Raw genomic sequence first — 16288 nt, forward strand, 5'->3', positions numbered from 1 at the left:
ACGCGCACCTCGCGCACCTCGCGCACCTCGCGCACCTCGCGCACCTCGCGCACCTCGCGCACCTCGCGCACCTCGCGCACCTCGCGCACCTCGCGCACCTCGCGCACCTCGCGCACCTCGCGCACCTCGCGCACCTCGCGCACCTCGCGCACCTCGCGCACCTCGCGCCGATCTTGGTACTTTGCTGCGCCGAGCTCGCAGAAAACTCCCTAGATCGACATTTGGTGCTATGAAATACAACTTTATGGGTCTTTTGTCTCGTGCAACTGTCCATGAAATGGACCGCACGTCCAGCATCCGGAAGATCAACCAATATCCGGGACGCCTTCCCGATCAGTGCACGTCGCGTCCATCATGCGAGCCGATCACCGTTCGCCCGGGACGCCGACGCATCAGCCGCAGCACTCGCCCAACGATCACGCGCGTCGGCCGAAGCACTGACGCTGACCTAACGGCTCACAGCGTTAGGGCCACGAACGTTAGGGCCACGAACGTTAGGGCGGCGAACGTTAGGCGGCGAACGTTAGGCGGCGAACGTTAGGCGGCGAACGTTAGGCGGCGAACGTTAGGCGGCGAACGTTAGGCGGCGAACGTTAGGGCGGCGAACGTTAGGGCGGCGAACGTTAGGGCGGCGAACGTTAGGGCGGCGAACGTTAGGGCGGCGAACGTTAGGGCGGCGAATGTTAGGGTCGGCCGCATGGAGCGACTCCCGAGCTGGCTTCTAACTCAGACCGCCGCCCACGCCGGCCGCCTGGTCAGCGAGGGTTTCGCAACCTCCGGCGGCCGCGGCTACCACTACCGCATCCTCAACTCGCTGCACCAGGACGGCCCGACGAGCCAGGCCAGCCTGGGCCGCCGCACCGGCATCTACCAGAGCGACATAGTCGCCGCCCTGAACGAGCTGCAGGCCGGCGAATACGTCATGCGAATCCTCGACCGAACGGACAAGCGCCGTAACGTCATCACGATCACCCCCAAGGGTCGAGAGCGCATGCAAGAGCTGGCCGCAACGGCAGCAGGAATCCAGGATGCCCTGCTGGAGCCGCTCGACGAGACCGAGCGCCAGGAGCTGACGAGGCTGCTCACGAAGCTGTACGAGCACCACCGGCAAGGGTTTCCTCCGTTGCCCATGAAGTAGCAACACATTCATCCTCATCGAATGATGAGACGACTCGCCCCCGCACTGCTGGCGATCATCGCGAGCATGACAGCGGGCATCGCTGTGCCGGCCACCCCGGCGCAAGCGGCCACCGACGCGACCCGTACTCCGGCGACCCCGGCGTACACGATCAGCCTGACCAGTAACTCCACCGGAGGGGTCTGGACCGGGCACGAAAGCGTCACCTTCACCAACGCGTCCGCCGTCGCGCTGAGCGAGGTCTACCTGCGCCTCTGGGACAACGCGCACGGCACCTGCACGACCCTGCCGATCAAGGTCACGAACGTAGCCGGCGGCACTGCCGCGTCACCCGAGGTCGCCTGCACCGCCCTGAAGATCACCCTGCCGGCCCCGCTGGCCCAGGGCGCGAGCGGCACCGTCGGCTTCGACCTGTCGATCACGGTGACCGACGGCATCGACCGGTTCGGCCACGACGGCAGCTATTACTTCATCGGCAATGCCATTCCGGTGCTGGCGATCAGGGACGAAAAAGGGTGGCATCTCGACCCGTACACCAATAATGGTGAGTCCTTTTATGCCCTCGCCTCTGATTACACGGTGACGCTGGATCACCCGAGCACGATCTCGGTGCCCGCGACCGGCGCCTCGACCGACACCGCCGGCACGAGTGGCCGCACGGTGACGAAGGCGGTCGGCAAGCAGGTGCGGGAGTTCGCCTGGGCCGCCGGGCCGTTCAAGCTGATCACCGGGACGAGCAGCGGTGGCGTGAAGGTCAACGTCTACTCGGTGAGTTCGATCAGCGCGACGAGCGCCAACTCGATGCTGACCACCGCCAAGGGCGCCCTGGACGCGCACTCGAGCCGGTTCGGCGCCTACCCGTACGGCGAGGCCGACGTGGTGCTGGACAACGGCTACTGGTTCGGCGGCATGGAATATCCGGGCTTCGTGCTCGACGTGATCAGCACGACCGCCCTCGCGCACGAGCTGGCCCACCAGTGGTTCTACGGCATAGTGGGCGACGACGAATACAACACGCCGTGGCTGGACGAAGGCTTCACCGACTACGCCACCGACCTGTACTTCAACAAGACCGGCACCGGTTGCGGCATCACCTGGCAGTCGTCGGCGGAGAAGCTGACCAATTCGATGGCCTACTGGGACGCACACTCGAGCCGCTACAGCACCGTGATCTACGGATACGGCAAGTGCACGTTGCACGATTTGCGCCGCCTGATCGGCACAACGGCAATGACAAACCTGCTCAAGTCGTACGCCGCCGGCCACTGGTACGGAGTCTCCACGGTGGCCGATTTCAAGGCCGCCGCACAGGCCGCCACCACGACCGACCTGACCTCGTTCTGGACCGCGCACCGGGTAGAGGGCTAGACACGAAAGAGCCGCCGTTCACAGAGAACGGCGGCTCTGCCACACCAACTAGCCCGGTCGTCTATAGCCGGCGATCGGCCCGCGCTCGATCGTCGCCATCCGCACATGGTCGCCCGTGTGCGGGGCATGCACCACCATGCCGCCACCGATATAGATGGCCACGTGATGGAGACTGCCCGGATAGTAGAAGACCAGGTCACCCGGCTGAAGCTCGTCGCGTGACACCGCCTTGCCCTCGTTCCACTGGTCTTTCGTGTAGTGCTCGAGGTGGACGCCGACGCTGGCCCACGCCTCCTTCGTCAGACCCGAGCAGTCGTAACTGTTCGGGCCGTCGGAACCGAAGACGTACGGCTTGCCGATGAGGTCACAGGCTCGCTGCGCCGCCCGGCCGCCCTTGTCGTTGGTGTAGGTGACAGGACACGGACCGGTCTTGTACGGGCCGTCGGACTCGCCGCTCGCCCCGTACGCCTGAATCCGTAGTTTCTGCAGGTCGTTGATCTTCTTCTCGATCGCGGCCTTGCGCTTGGACAGGTCGGCGTCGCGTGCCGCGATCGACGTGGTCAGCACGTCCAGATCAGACTTCGTGCTGGTGTACTTGTCGCGCAGCTTGGCGACACCGGCGATCTGGTCCTGCTGATGACGCGCCAGCTGATCGAGGTAGGTCAGCTTGGCGGTCAGCCCGGTCGGCGACCCGGTGATGAGCATGGCGTTGAACGCGTTGGGCGAACCCTGCATGTACGCGTCCGTCGCCAGCCCGCGCACCTGCGACAGGGCAACGTCCACCTGCACCTGGAGCGGGGTGATCTGGGAGGCCAGCTTCTTCTGCTGGGCCTGGTTCTTCAGCAGTGTGCCGTGCACATCGTTGTACTGCTCGATGACCGGCTCGAGGTCGTTCCACTGCTTGTCGATCTGGGCCTCGACCGTGCTCGGCGAGGGAGCAGCGTGCGCCACGGAGGGTCCGGTAAGAACGACCCCCAGCGCGGCGGCAGCGCAGACGATGCTGCGCAGAACTGCGGCGCGTCGCGCCCCAATCCGTTTCACGTAGGTGCGTAGTCCTTTCTTCCCTCGGCCGCCGACCGGGTTAGCTGACGGGTTCGAGCGGGAAGCGCGCCCGGCCGCGTTGCCGCGGCTTCACCCCAACTACTCGGGTCCCCGGTTCGTCACGAATGACGATTAGGCGGTGGTCCGTCAGATCGTCCGGATGGACGATGGGGGGCTGCCGAACCGGGGACCACCGTACTCCGGATCAAGTCCTTAACTGAAGCGGCCACGGCAAGGAAACTGCTTGCTCGGGCGTAGTTACCAAGCGTTACTTCAACGGCCATTTAAGCAGCGCAACGTGCAGCCACGGCACCACGAGGATCACCGTGGGTAGAACAAGCAGGCCGACCGCGGCGACACTCGCGAGGGCGTTGAGCCCGACGGACCGGGTGTGCGGCGCCCCCAGCCGGGCCAGCCGGCGACGCCGCGCATCACCCTTCGGATTGGCGGCGGCATCCTCCGCCAGCGGGACGGCGTCGCTCAGCCGCTCCAGCGCGGCCTGCAGGGGCGCGGGCCCGGCGCGGCGACTCGCGGCATCATCGGCCACCATCTCCAGCAGCAGGTGTACGGCGTCAAGCGGCGCCCGGCTGCGCAACGGCCGTGGAACCGCCCGGTAGAACGCGGTGAACGACTCCATCACCAGGTCGTGGCGGTGCCGCAGGTGGGTCTGCTCGTGGGCGAGGACCGCGTCGATCTCCGGCCGGTCGAGGATCTTCAGCGCCCCGTCGCTGAGCACCACCCGCGCTTCCCGGCCGGGCACGCAGTAGGCGAGCGGCAGCGCCCCCTGCAGCACACGCAGGTTGTCGACGCCGAGCTCCTCGCGCTGTTCGACCCGGTCGAGCAGGTCGACGAGCAGCCGGTGCCGGGCGCGGCGCGCGCGGGAGCGCTTCGAGACGCCGTAGAGCGACCACAGCAGGCGCAGCACGATGGTCGCCGCGATGAGCAGCGCGCCGGCCAGGGCCGCGGCGGCGACGGGTTTGCCGGACGCGCGGGTCAGCTCCTCCGGCGCGGCGAGCACGACGCCGAGCGCGCAGAGCACGCCGGCCAGGGTGATCGCCTGCCAGAGCAGCACGGCGGCGGCCGGCGCCCGGTCGGGCCAGCGCGCGCCCGCGAGGATGCCGGGCACGACCAGCGAGAGGGTCAGCCCGAGCGCCCCGAGCAGGAGCGCCGTCATTTCTTGTTGGCGGCCTCGATGGCGGCGGCCAGCGCGTCCGGTGGGAGCTGGCCGACGAAGTAGGCGAGGGCGGCGTCCTGGTCCTCGGTGGTGCGCAGCGCGTCGAGCATGACCGATGCGGTCATCTCCTCGCGGGTCTGCGCCGGGGTGTAGCGGTAGGCCCGGTCGGCCTTCTGCTGCACGACCACGCCCTTCTTGGCGAGACGGTCGAGCACGGTCATGACGGTCGTGTAGGCCAGGTCGCGCCCGCGGCTGAGCGCCTCGTGGACCTGGCGCACCGTGAGCGGCTCCGCCGCGTCCCACAGCTGCGCCATGACGTCGCGCTCGAGGTCCCCCAGTGCCATGTAACGCATCCTACTGCACGGCGTCGTACTACGCGTCGTAGTATCTACTACGAGACGTCGTAGGGGGGCCTCATGGACGTGCTGGACCTGACCCGGCTGCAATTCGCGGTCGTCACGATCTATCACTACTTCTTCGTACCGCTGTCGATCTGCCTGGCCGCGGTGGCCGCCGGGCTGGAGATCGCCTGGCTCCGCACCCGTCGCCCGGATCTGCTGGATCTGACGAAGTTCGTCGGGAAACTGCTGATCGTGACGTTCGCGGTCGGCGTCGTCACCGGGCTGGTGCAGGAGTTCCAGTTCGGCATGGGCTGGAGCGCGTTCGCCAAGTTCTACGGCGACGTCTTCGGCCCCACCCTCGCCATCGAGGGCATGCTCGCGTTCTTCCTGGAGGCGACGTTCCTGGCGCTCTGGTACTTCGGCTGGGACCGCCTGCCCCGCCTTCTGCACGCGACGACGATCGTGATCGTCTCGCTGGGCACCATGCTGTCGGCCTTCATCATCCTGGCCGGAAACAGCTTCATGCAGAACCCGATTGCGTACGCGCTGGATCCGGTCACCGGCCGCGCGCGCCTCACCTCCTTCCGTGAGCTGCTGCTCAACAAGGTCAACCTGGCCGCGTTCCCGCACACCCTGGCCGGCGCCGCGATGGTCGGCGGGGCGCTGCTGCTCGCGATCGCGGTCTGGCGCCTGGCCGCCGAGCCGGCGCACCGCACCCTGGCCCGCCTCGGCGCCTGGCTGATGGTGGCCGGCGGCGCCGCCACCGCCCTGACCGGCGACCACCTCGGCAAGGTGATCACCGGAGTCCAGCCGATGAAGATGGCCGCCGCCGAGGCCCTCTACGAGACGACCCGCGGGGCGTCGTTCTCGCTCTTCACGATCGGCCACCCGCTGCCGTCGTTCTCGCTGGACATCCCGTGGCTGCTGTCCATCCTGGCCAAGGGCTCGCCGACCGCCACCGTGCAGGGCATCGACGATCTCCAGGCCCAATACGCCGCCCAGTACGGCCCGGGCAGTTACGTCCCGATGATCCCGGTCGCCTTCTGGTCGTTCCGGCTCATGATCGGCGCGGGGATGCTGGCCGCGGTGATTGCCGCGTACTACCTGTGGCGTACCCGCAAGAAGCGCGACGCGCCCGGCTGGCTGACCCGCTGGTTGCCGTTGATCCCGCTGCTGCCGGCGGCGGCGAACACGATCGGCTGGATCTTCACCGAGACCGCCCGCCAGCCGTGGATCGCGTTCGGCATCTCGAAGGTCGCCGACGGCATCTCCCCCGGCCTGACCAGCGCCGAGGTCCTCACCTCGCTGCTCGGCTTCGCCGTGATCTACGGCGTCCTGGCCATCGCGTGGTTCCGGGTGATCCGCCACGTCGCCCGCCAGCCGCTGCGCCCGCCCGCCGACTCACCGGCCGCCGAACCCGCGCCCGTCTACTGAGGAGGACAGCTCCGTGATCACCTTCTGGTTCTGGATCGTCGTACTCGCCTGGGTGCTCTTCTTCGTCCTGGAAGGTTTCGACTTCGGCGTCGGAGTTCTGGAACCCTTGCTCGGCCGTTCTGAACACGAGCGCGGCGCGATCGTCAGCACGATCGGCCCGTTCTGGGACGGCAACGAGGTCTGGCTGGTAGCCGCGATCGGCGTGACGTTCGCCGCCTTCCCCGCGTGGTACAGCGCCCTGCTCTCCGGCCTGTATCTCCCGATGGCAGCGTTGTTGCTGCTCCTGGCCGTCCGCGGGGTGGCCCTGGAGTTCCGCGGCAAGGGCTCCGGCGCCACCTGGCGCCGCCGCTGCGACCTGTTCCTGGCGGCAAGCTCGGCCGCCATCGTGCTGCTGTGGGGCGCCCTGCTCACGGTCTTCGTGCGCGGCCTGGCGCTAGGCCCCGACGGCGCCGTCCGCGGCGCGGGCCTCTCCCGCAGCCTGGACCCCCTGCTGACCCCGGCGTCCCTGGCCGGCGCCGCAGCCGCCCTCTTCGCCGCCCTCCTGCTCGGCAGCACGTTCCTGAGCCTGCGCACGACGGGCCCGGTCCGCCGCCGAGCGAGAACCTTGGCCAGGTGGCTGGGCACCGCAGGCGCGGTAGTCCTGGTAGTCGCCGGCATAGCCACGTCGTCCCGCCTGGTCCTGGCCGCCGCCGCCCTGTCCCTGGCCACCGGCATGCTGGCCCGAAACAGCCGCGAGGCCCTGGCGTTCGCGACTACGGCAGTCGGCGTGGCCGGAACGGTGGTAGCCGTGCTGACCGCCAACGGCCACGTGATCCTGCCAAGCACCCTGAACGACGCCTGGTCCTTGACGACAACCGCAGCCGCCGCCACCCCCACCGCCTTGAAGCTGCTGACCGGGTTCGGCGCGGTAATCCTCCCCGGCGTACTCGCCTACCAGACCTTCTCCTACGTAATCTTCCGCCGCCGAGTAGCCAGCGACCGAGTCCCCTCATGACCCCCTCAACCACCCAGCCCTCACCCGCCCGGCCCGCCAGCAGCACCGAAGACCCAGCCGGCCAACACACCAGCAAAGGAACCCACACTGCGCCCGACCCCAAGGCCGGGACCGGGACCACGGGACCCAGCAGCAACCCGGATGACTCCGGGTCCAGAGAGCCTTCGGCGTCCCGGCCCGGCAGCTACGCGAGTCACCTGCCCAATGTCCTGGAAGTTGGGGCCTCCGAAGCGTCCGAGGCCCCGAATTCAAGGAAACCGGCGGCACCCCGGCCGCGAAGGATCTCTGGACGCGTCACCAGCGCCGACGGCGCGGGGCGGCGGCGCGGACCCATCGACCCGCGCCTGCTGAGGCACGCCCGCAGCGGCCGGTCGGGCGTCCTGACGCTGGCGGTGCTGGGCGCGTTCCAGGCCGCGACAACCATCGCGATCGCGGCGGCACTCACCCTGATCATCGCGGCCCATCGCTGGTGGGCGGTCACTCTGCTGCTCGGCGCGTACGCGCTACGCGCCGCCCTGTCGGGGGCCGAACAGATCGTGGCCGTCCGCACCGCAGCCAAGGTGACCGACGAACTGCGCCGCAGCCTGCTGCACACCCTGCCGAAGCGTGGCCCGGCGTGGGCGGCAGCATTCGGCGCGGGCCGCCTGACCACCGTCCTGACCACCGGCCTGGACTCCCTGCGCCCGTGGTTCAGCGGCTACCTCCCATCCCTGGTTTTGGGGGTAGCTCTCCCTCCGCTGGTAATCATCGTGATGGCCATCGTGGACCCGGCGTCGGCGCTGATAGCCCTGGTGACGCTTCCGCTGATCCCGGTGCTGGGCGCCTTGATCGGCTGGGCCACCGAGGCCCGAGCCCGGCAGCGATGGCAGGCCGACGCGAGATTGGCCGGCCACTTCCTGGACGCGGTCCGAGGCCTACCGACCCTGCGAGTCTTCGGCCGCGCCCACCGCCAGACCGAGGTGATCACCACCCTGACCGACAAGCACCGAACCGCCACCCTGCAGGTCCTGCGAGTGGCCTTCCTGTCGTCGACGGCCCTGGACCTGGTCGGCACCCTCTCGGTCGGCCTGATCGCGGTAGAGGCCGGCCTGCGAGTCGCAGCAGGCCATCTGAGCCTGGCTCCCGCCCTGCTGGTAATCCTGCTGGCCCCCGAGGCCTACCGCCCCTTGCGCGAAATGGCCGCCCGCTACCACGCCGCCACCGACGCCACCGCAGTAATCACCGACATAGACGAGGTCCTAAGCACCCCACCCCAGTCCCCACCCGACCAGCCCACCCACCCAACGAAGCACCCCAAACCCGCGAGCGCCCCGCCAGCTACCAGCGTCCAGCCGCTCACCGAGCCGGCTACCGGTGTCCAGCCAGTCACCCTGCCAGCTACCAGCGTCCAGCCGGACACCTTGCCGGCTACCGGCGTTGTCACCTCCGACCTCCGTGCGCGTTACCCCGGCGCGGTGGTCGACGCGCTCTCGCTTCCCGCGTTCACCGTTGCTGGCGGCGAGATCGTGGCGCTCAGCGGCCCATCCGGGGCTGGGAAATCGACCGCCTTGCGGGTCATCGCCGGCTTTCATCCGGCCGAGGCCGGCACGGTCGTCGTGGGCAGCACAGGCCACCCGGGCAGCGCGGGCAGCGCGGGCAGCGCGGGCAGCGCGGGCAGCGCGGGCAGCGCGGGCAGCGCGGGCAGCGCGGGCAGCGCGGGCAGCGCGGGCAGAACTCTCTATCTGCCGCAGCGGCCTGTCCTGCCGCACGCTCGCGTGGTCGCCGATCTCTTTCCGGCCGGCTCCGCGCCGGCGGCGTTGGCCATGGTTGGGCTGGGCGGTGAGCTCACGCCGCAGACGCCGCTCGGCGAGCACGGCGCCGGCGTCTCCGCCGGGCAGCGGCACCGGCTCGCGCTGGCTGCGCTCCTGCAGCGGGCTTCCGCAGCACCCACGACGCTGTTGCTGGACGAGCCCACCGCTCACCTGGACGCGGACACCGAACGTCAGGTGATCGCCCAGATCCGGGCCGTCGCCGACGCGGGATCCGCTGTGCTCGTGGTGGCCCACCGCACGGCTCTGCTGGACGCCGCCGACCGAATCGTTCCGGTCACCGCGAGGTCGCCGCGCCTGCTGTCGCCGGCCGAGGACGACGCTTCCACCAAGGGCTCCCCCGGGCCGGTTACCGAGGCCTGGCCGCAGCAGCACGCCACGCATCCGCCGGAACGGGCTGTTCGCCGGGCGCTTCCGCGGGCTGTTGCGGTTGGGCTTGGCAGTGGCTCCTCGCTGGCCGGGCTGGTGCTGACCGGCGCCGCGGCCTGGCTGCTGGTTCGGGCGGCCACCCTGCCGCCGGTGCTTACTCTCTCGGCGGCCGTGGTGCTGGTGCGGGGCAGTGCGGTGGCTCGGCCGCTGCTGCGCTACCTGGAACGCCTGGTCGCCCACGACATCGCCTTCGCCCGCCTTGGCGCCCGCCGGGCGCGGGTCTATGCCGACCTGATCGCTCGCGTTCCCGGGCCGCGGTTGCGCCGGCGCGGCGAGCTGCTGGACCGGGTGGCCACCGACGTGGACGCCCGCGTCGACGGTCTGCTCCGTGGGCGGCTCCCGGCGGCGAGCGCGGCCGTGACCCTGGCCGTGGCCGCGCTCGCGACGGGAGCGATCGCTCCGACGGCGATGATTCCACTGTCGATCGGTTTGGTGGTAGCCGCGTTTCTCGCTCCCGCCTTGGCCGCTCGGCACACGACCCGGGAGGACGAGGCGACCGCCACCGCCCGCGCTCACCTTCGCGACGCCATGGTGGAAACCATCGACGGCCTGGAAGAGCTCCCGACCGGAAGCCGCGTGCCGGTGGAACGGAGCCGCGCTCTCGCCGCCATCGAGTCCCGCTCCGCCCGACTGGCCGGCCAGGCCACCGCGCTAGCTCATCTGGGCTGGGGCATCGCCGTGGCCGGCTCCGCCTGGGCGCTGTCGCAGACCACCGTCTCCCCCGAGTGGACGGCCGCGCTCATCCTGGCCCTGGTCGCCCTCGGCGAAGCGGCCCTGTCCCTCCCCGACGCGGCCATCGCCCGCCGGCGCGAGGCCGGCGCCACCATCCGCCTCACCGACCTGGCCTCCGCCCCGGCGCCGGTCACCTTCCCCACGGAAGTCCACGCCGATCCCACCAACTCCCGGCAATGGCGGAACGCCTCGAAGAGCGGCCTGGCGATCGGCGGTCTCGTGGTGCGGGGCCTTTCCGCGGGCTGGGACCCGGGCAATGCACCTGCCCTGCGCGACTTCGACCTCGACCTTCCCGCCGGTGCGCGCGTCGCGGTGACCGGTCGTTCCGGGTCCGGGAAGTCCACGCTCGGTGCGGTCCTTGCTCGGCTGCTCGACCCCCGGGCCGGGACGATCACCGCTGGAGACGGCCGTGACCTGCGCACCTTCCCCGAAGCGGCGGTGCGCGGCCGCATCGTTCTGGTCGGCGACGACACCGGTCACATCTTTGCCTCGACCGTTCGGGAGAACCTTCGCCTGGCCCGGCCCACCGCCACCGACGCAGACCTGCGCACGGCTCTCGACCGGCTCCGCCTCGGCGACTGGCTCGACAGCCTTCCCGACGGCCTCGAGACCTGGCTGGGCACCGGCGGAAGCACGATGTCGGGTGGTCAGGCGCGCCGGCTGGCCATCGCCCGCGCCCTGCTGGCCGACCCGGAGATCCTGATCCTCGACGAGCCCACCGAGGGCCTCGACACCGAGCTGGCCGAGTCCCTGATGGCCGACCTGCTCGACGCCGCCACCGGCCGCACGGTTCTCCTGCTCACCCACCGCCCCGAGGGCCTCGACCGGGTCGACCGGGTCATCGACCTGAGCGGCCGACCCGCCCCCGCGATCGCCGGCTGATGGCTCAGTTCTGGCGAGAAGGACCGGATGAGCTTCCCCCGCCCGACCAGCTCACCGTCGAGGCCTGCCCGTGAGCCGGCGGCTGACCTCGTCCAGGGTCTTGATCAAGGTCTCGTCGGAGACGGCGGGTGGCAGCGGTCGTGACTCGCGCAGGCCGGCCGCCACCGCGGCGTGGGCGGCCACCGCGGCCGGCAGGTCGGCGACGTCCCACACGGCCTGGACCCGGCCGGTCCGCTCCTCGGACCGCAAGTAGAGCTCCTGCCGGTCCGAGCCGGTCTCGGCCGCGGGCCGCATCCGGGCGACCACGATCGGCACGCCGCCGAGGCGCTGCACGAGCCGGACCGTGCTGCCGGCGTGGGTGATGACGAGGTCGGCGTCGGAGAGCCGGCGGCGCATCTCGTCCAGCGGGATCCAGCGGGCGTGCGGGCAGGGTGGCGTCACGGCCGACGTGCCGGTCTGCACGAACACGTCGTGGTAGGCGCAGAGCGGCTCGACCGCCCGGATCAGCCGGTCGAAGGGCCACGGCCCCATGCCGACCGTGACCAGGATGGCGGCCATCAGTACAGCTCGCCCACCAGCACCGCGTCGCGGTGGGCGGCGACCCGCTCCGGCCGTTGCACCAGCACCAGCCGGGCCAGCCGGGCGTGGAGGCGGGCGGCGCCGCACGGCGTACCCGTCTGGGTCAGGGTTTCCAGCCAGATCGTCGGCACCCGGCGCAACCGCGCGGCCAGGAAGAACGGCAGGGTGAGCCGGCGCCCGGCCGAGACCACCAGGTCGGGCTTGGCCCGGCCGAGCAGCCGGAAGGCCCGCCACACCGCGGCGGCCGCATGGGGCCACGCGGCCGGGTCGGGCTGCCAGGTCACCGGCAGGCCGGCCAGGGCGATCTCGGTGTCGGCGGCGGGCACCGCGACCCAGGTCGTGTCGTGCTGCTGCCACCACGGGCGCAGGGCGAGCATGTCCAGCAGCACCCCACCGCTGCCGGACACGATCATCACCCGCAGGCCCCCGCTCATACCGGCCGACGGTAGACCTCGTCATCCGTACTGTTAATCCACTGTGGAGTTGACGCGGCCGCGACATTCAGTCGATGTTCAGCGCCTCGCGGAGGAACCGGAGCTGGGGCGTGAGCAGGTCCACGTCGGGGGCCAGGTGGCTGCCGCCGGGCAGCGGGAGGACGGTGTGCGGCCGGCCGGCGGCGAGCAGGGCCGCCGACAGTCGCATCGTGTGCACCGGGAAGACGTTGTCGTCGCGCAGGCCGTGGATGAGCATCAGCGGCCGTTCCAGGGACGGGGCGTCGTCGATGAGCGACGACCGCTGGTAGGCCGCCGGGTCGGTGCGCGGATCGCCGAGGAAGCGTTCCTGCCAGTGTGAGTCGTAGAGCAGGTGGTCGGTGACCGGCGCACCGGCGACCGCGGCGTGGAAGATGTCCGGCCGGCGCAGGACGGCCAGGGCGGCCAGGTATCCGCCGGCCGACCAGCCGCGGATGCCGACCCGCGTCAGGTCGAGTTCCGGATGGTCGGCGGCCACCGACTGCAACGCCGCAACCTGGTCTTCCAGAAGAACGGTGGAACGGTCGCCGCGGATGGTCCGCTCCCAGCGCGGCCCACGCCCGGGTGTCCCGCGCCCGTCGGCGACGATCACCGCGAAACCCTGGTCGGCGAACCACTGCGAGACGTAGAACAGGTCCCGGTTGGCGACCGCCCGCTGCGCGGCCGGGCCACCATAGGGATCCATCAGCACCGGGAGCCGCTCACCCTGCCAGCCGGCCGGAAAAAGCACGGCCGTCCGCAACTCCCGCTCCCCGGCCTTCAACAGCGTCACTTGCGGTACGCACGGGGACGCGACCGAAAGATCCTTGACCGTACGCCCGGCAACGGTGATCGCCTGCCCGTCCAGGGTCGCCGAGTTGACCACGGTGGTGCCCGCCGCCCGGATCCCGGAGTGCCGCCCCGGCACGGTGGTCACCTGCATGCTGCCGTCCGGCGGCGACCAGGTCCACAGGTGCCGCTCGGCCGGTTCCTGCGACGCCCCGAACAGGACCGTGTCGCCGTCGCATCCGTGCACCTCGGCGACCTGCAGCCCGGCCGGGGTGACCGGCTTCCCGTCCACGGTCAGATGGCGGGTGTCACCGAGATCCACGGTGCCGATCAGTGCCCCGGAGGCGGTGCGGGCCGGCACGCCGGGGACGATCTGGGTCCAGGCCGCGTCGTGGTTCTCGGCGACGGTGCGGACCCGGCCGGTGCCGGGGTCGACCTCGACGGTACGCAGAACTGTCTGCGGACGGTTCTGCAACACCGCCAGCAAGCCATGTGCATCCCACACGACGGCGACCAGATATTCGTAGTCGTCCCAGCCGAAGTCCACGTCGACCCGGCCGCCGTCGCGGTCGAGCAGGTGCAGGCTGACGACCGCGTTGGCGCAGCCGGCCGCCGGGTAGCGGTGCGCGGACGGCGGCCGGGCGGGCTCGGTGGGGTCGCTCAGGTACCAGGTGGCGACCGGCTCGTTGTCGACCCGGCAGACGGCCAGCCGGTCGGAGTCCGGCGACCACCAGTGCCCGCGCTGCCGGTCCATCGACTCGGCCGCCACGTGCTCGGCCAGGCCGTAGGTGACGTCCGGGCTCTCCGGTTCGGCCAGGGCGCGATCGCCGCCGCCGTCGGCGCCGATCAGCCGCAACGCGCCCTCGTGCACGTAGGCCACCGCGGTGCCGTCCGGGCTGATCACCGCATCGGTCAGGGGCGCCCGGGCGGGAACCCGGCCACCCTGCCCGGTCCACGGATCGACCAGATGCAGTTCTTGGGAAACCGTGTACGCGATAGCCCGTACACCATGATCGAAGTGGTAATCGACGATGCCGGCGCCTTGATCGCGGGCCCGTTCCCGCCGGGTCCGCTCCTGCGCCGTCGGCGCCGTGCCGCCCGCGGTGAGCGGGTCGGCGAGCAGGCGTTCCGCCCCGGTCTCGAGGTCGAGTTGCCAGAGCCGGCGCACCGGGTCCTCGCCGCCGGACGACCGCAGGAACAGCACCCGCCGGCCGTCCGGGGTGAGGCTGATCCGCTGCGGCCGGCCGAGCCGGAACTGCTGGGTGCGAGCTAGAAGACCCGGGAACGTCGACGACATACCGGCCAGTCTTGCCGAAAGCTACAAGCGCTCGATGATTGTCGCGTTGGCGGTGCCACCGGCCTCGCACATGGTCTGCAGTCCATAACGGCCGCCGGTGCGTTCCAGAACTCCGAGCAGCGTGGTGGCGAGCCGGGCCCCGCTGGCGCCGAGCGGATGCCCGAGAGCGATCGCCCCGCCGTCCACGTTGACCTTGGCCGGGTCGGCGCCGGTCTCGGCCTGCCAGGCCAGCACGACCGAGGCGAACGCCTCGTTGACCTCGAACGCGTCGATGTCGCCGATGCCGAGCCCGGCCCGCGCGAGGACCTTGGCGGTGGCCGGGATGATCCCGGTGAGCATCATGATCGGGTCGTCGCCGACGGCGGTGACGGTGTGGACGCGGGCGCGCGGCCGCCAGCCGTGCCGCTCGGCGATCTCGCCGGTGGTGACGAGCAGACCGGCGGCGCCGTCGTTGACCGGGCTGGAATTGCCCGCGGTGACCTTCCAGTCGATCTCGCCGAAGCGCTCGGCCCAGCTCGGGTGGGCGAAGGCCGGCCGGAGGCCGCCGAGGATCTCCACGGTCGTGCCGGGCCGGATCGTCTCGTCGACCGCGAGGTCGTTGACCGGCGTGATCTGCGCGTCGAAGTGCCCCTGCTTCCAGGCGTCGGCGGCCCGCTGGTGGCTGGTGGCCGAGAACTCGTCGAGCTGCGCCCGGCTGAACCCCCACTGGCGGGCGATCAGCTCGGCCGCGATCCCCTGCGGGATCAGCCCGCCGGGGTAACGCCGCTCGACGCCGGGCCCGCCGACGTCGGCGCGGGCCCCGTCGACCAGGGCAGAGCTGCCGATCGGCACGCGCGACATCGACTCGGCGCCGGACGCGATGACCAGGTCGTAGGAGCCGGCGATCACGCCCTGCGCCGCGAAGCTCAGCGCCTGCTGGCTGCTGCCGCACTGCCGGTCGACGGTGACGCCCGGCACCGACTCGGGAAAGCCGGCCGCCAGCGCGGCGAGCCGGGTCGCGTTGGTGCTCTGCTCGCCGACCTGGCCGACGATCCCGCCGATGACGTCGTCGATCTCGCCCGGGTCGAGCCGGTTGCGCTCGGCGAGCGCGCGCAGCACGTACGCATGCAGGTCGACCGGATGCACCTGGTGATAGGCGCCACCGGGTTTGCCCTTGGCGATCGGGGTGCGTACCGCGTCGACGATGACTGCGTCCCGCATGTGTCTGCCCTCCACATAGAGTCGGCCCGATACTATCCGCATGGCGGACCGATCGGTCCGTTAAGCTCGTCACTCATGGCCCGCCCCGCAGACCCCACGGCTCGCGACCGCATCCTGTCGACGGCCACCACCCTCTTCTACTCCCATGGGGTGCGGGCGGTCGGCATGTCCCGGGTGATCGAGGCGGCCGGCTGCGGAAAGAACCTGCTCTACCGCCATTTTCCCAGCAAGGCGGCGCTGACCGCGGCGTACCTCGAGCACATCCGCACCGACCGCGACCGGACCGCCGCGGCCGCGCTGTCAGCATGCCCGCCTGACCCGGCGTCCCGGCTGGTCACGGTGGTCGCCGAGGTCGCGTCCCGGACCCGCCGCCGCGACTTCCGGGGCTGCGCCTTCCGCAACTACCTGACCGAGTTCCCGGCCGGCAGCGACGAGCCGGCCCGGGTGGCCCGCAGATACTTGGCCGACACCCGCCGCCAGGTCGACGACCTGGTCGCCGAGCTGGGCCGGCCGCCACTGCTGGCCGACCGGCTGTGGCTGCTGATCGGCGCCCTCTACGCCGGCACCGGCACCGACCCGGACGTGGCCGTCGACTGGTGCCGCGACCTGGTCGGCGAGGGGTAGTGGCGATCA

Annotated in this window: 13 protein-coding genes and 1 riboswitch; of the genes, 6 read left to right on the forward strand and 7 right to left on the reverse strand. The window is 70.8% G+C overall.

Going from position 1 to position 16288, the window contains the following annotated elements:
- The first annotated feature begins 697 nt into the window (after positions 1 to 697).
- On the forward strand, positions 698 to 1138 hold the full coding sequence (locus AB0E90_RS22875; protein ID WP_360408928.1) for a MarR family transcriptional regulator: 441 nt from the start codon (positions 698 to 700) through the stop codon (positions 1136 to 1138).
- A 21-nt stretch (positions 1139 to 1159) separates the two neighbouring features.
- Positions 1160 to 2506: a M1 family metallopeptidase gene (locus AB0E90_RS22880; RefSeq protein WP_360408931.1), complete on the forward strand. Its 1347-nt coding sequence runs from the start codon at positions 1160 to 1162 to the stop codon at positions 2504 to 2506.
- Between the two features lie 48 nt (positions 2507 to 2554).
- Here AB0E90_RS22880 and AB0E90_RS22885 read toward each other — a convergent pair whose 3' ends face one another.
- The 3 genes from AB0E90_RS22885 to AB0E90_RS22895 form a co-directional block, all read right to left on the reverse strand.
- Positions 2555 to 3457 (reverse strand): NlpC/P60 family protein, encoded by a 903-nt coding sequence (locus AB0E90_RS22885; RefSeq protein ID WP_360408934.1) that lies wholly within the window; start codon positions 3455 to 3457, stop codon positions 2555 to 2557.
- Between the two features lie 104 nt (positions 3458 to 3561).
- Positions 3562 to 3696: riboswitch (cyclic di-AMP (ydaO/yuaA leader) on the reverse strand.
- A 119-nt stretch (positions 3697 to 3815) separates the two neighbouring features.
- Positions 3816 to 4721 (reverse strand): M56 family metallopeptidase, encoded by a 906-nt coding sequence (locus tag AB0E90_RS22890; protein WP_360408937.1) that lies wholly within the window; start codon positions 4719 to 4721, stop codon positions 3816 to 3818.
- Positions 4718 to 5065 (reverse strand): BlaI/MecI/CopY family transcriptional regulator, encoded by a 348-nt coding sequence (locus tag AB0E90_RS22895; RefSeq protein ID WP_360408940.1) that lies wholly within the window; start codon positions 5063 to 5065, stop codon positions 4718 to 4720. The genes AB0E90_RS22890 and AB0E90_RS22895 overlap by 4 nt, the downstream gene beginning before the upstream one ends.
- 72 nt (positions 5066 to 5137) lie before the next feature.
- Between AB0E90_RS22895 and AB0E90_RS22900 the strand changes: the two genes are divergently transcribed.
- The 3 genes from AB0E90_RS22900 to cydC all read left to right on the forward strand — a co-directional run bounded on the left by AB0E90_RS22900 (position 5138) and on the right by cydC (position 11341).
- A complete protein-coding gene (locus AB0E90_RS22900) occupies positions 5138 to 6496 on the forward strand; it encodes a cytochrome ubiquinol oxidase subunit I (RefSeq protein WP_360408943.1) in 1359 nt (452 codons plus the stop codon).
- Between the two features lie 13 nt (positions 6497 to 6509).
- Entirely contained in the window at positions 6510 to 7490 is a 981-nt protein-coding gene (cydB, locus tag AB0E90_RS22905) for a cytochrome d ubiquinol oxidase subunit II (protein ID WP_360408946.1), read from the forward strand.
- A gap of 392 nt (positions 7491 to 7882) precedes the next feature.
- Positions 7883 to 11341: a thiol reductant ABC exporter subunit CydC gene (cydC, locus tag AB0E90_RS22910; RefSeq protein WP_360408949.1), complete on the forward strand. Its 3459-nt coding sequence runs from the start codon at positions 7883 to 7885 to the stop codon at positions 11339 to 11341.
- A gap of 51 nt (positions 11342 to 11392) precedes the next feature.
- On the opposite strand, the gene AB0E90_RS22915 is transcribed toward cydC, so the two are convergent.
- The 4 genes from AB0E90_RS22915 to AB0E90_RS22930 all read right to left on the reverse strand — a co-directional run bounded on the left by AB0E90_RS22915 (position 11393) and on the right by AB0E90_RS22930 (position 15655).
- The gene (locus AB0E90_RS22915; protein WP_360408952.1) at positions 11393 to 11899 is read right to left on the reverse strand and encodes a hypothetical protein; all 507 of its coding nucleotides are present in this window, start codon (positions 11897 to 11899) and stop codon (positions 11393 to 11395) included.
- Positions 11899 to 12354, reverse strand: coding sequence for a hypothetical protein (locus AB0E90_RS22920; RefSeq protein ID WP_360408955.1), 456 nt, complete (start codon positions 12352 to 12354; stop codon positions 11899 to 11901). Before AB0E90_RS22920 ends, AB0E90_RS22915 begins: the two co-directional genes overlap by 1 nt.
- 67 nt (positions 12355 to 12421) lie before the next feature.
- Positions 12422 to 14455, reverse strand: coding sequence for a prolyl oligopeptidase family serine peptidase (locus tag AB0E90_RS22925; protein ID WP_360408958.1), 2034 nt, complete (start codon positions 14453 to 14455; stop codon positions 12422 to 12424).
- A 21-nt stretch (positions 14456 to 14476) separates the two neighbouring features.
- Positions 14477 to 15655 (reverse strand): acetyl-CoA C-acyltransferase, encoded by a 1179-nt coding sequence (locus AB0E90_RS22930; protein ID WP_360408961.1) that lies wholly within the window; start codon positions 15653 to 15655, stop codon positions 14477 to 14479.
- A 75-nt stretch (positions 15656 to 15730) separates the two neighbouring features.
- On the opposite strand from AB0E90_RS22930, the gene AB0E90_RS22935 reads away from it, so the two are divergent.
- Positions 15731 to 16279 carry a TetR/AcrR family transcriptional regulator gene (locus AB0E90_RS22935; protein WP_360408964.1) on the forward strand — a complete coding sequence of 183 codons (549 nt, stop codon included), beginning with the start codon at positions 15731 to 15733 and terminating at the stop codon, positions 16277 to 16279.
- The last annotated feature ends 9 nt before the right edge of the window (positions 16280 to 16288 follow it).

It is taken from the genome of Actinoplanes sp. NPDC026619, from assembly GCF_040638295.1.
GTDB lineage: Bacteria > Actinomycetota > Actinomycetes > Mycobacteriales > Micromonosporaceae > Actinoplanes.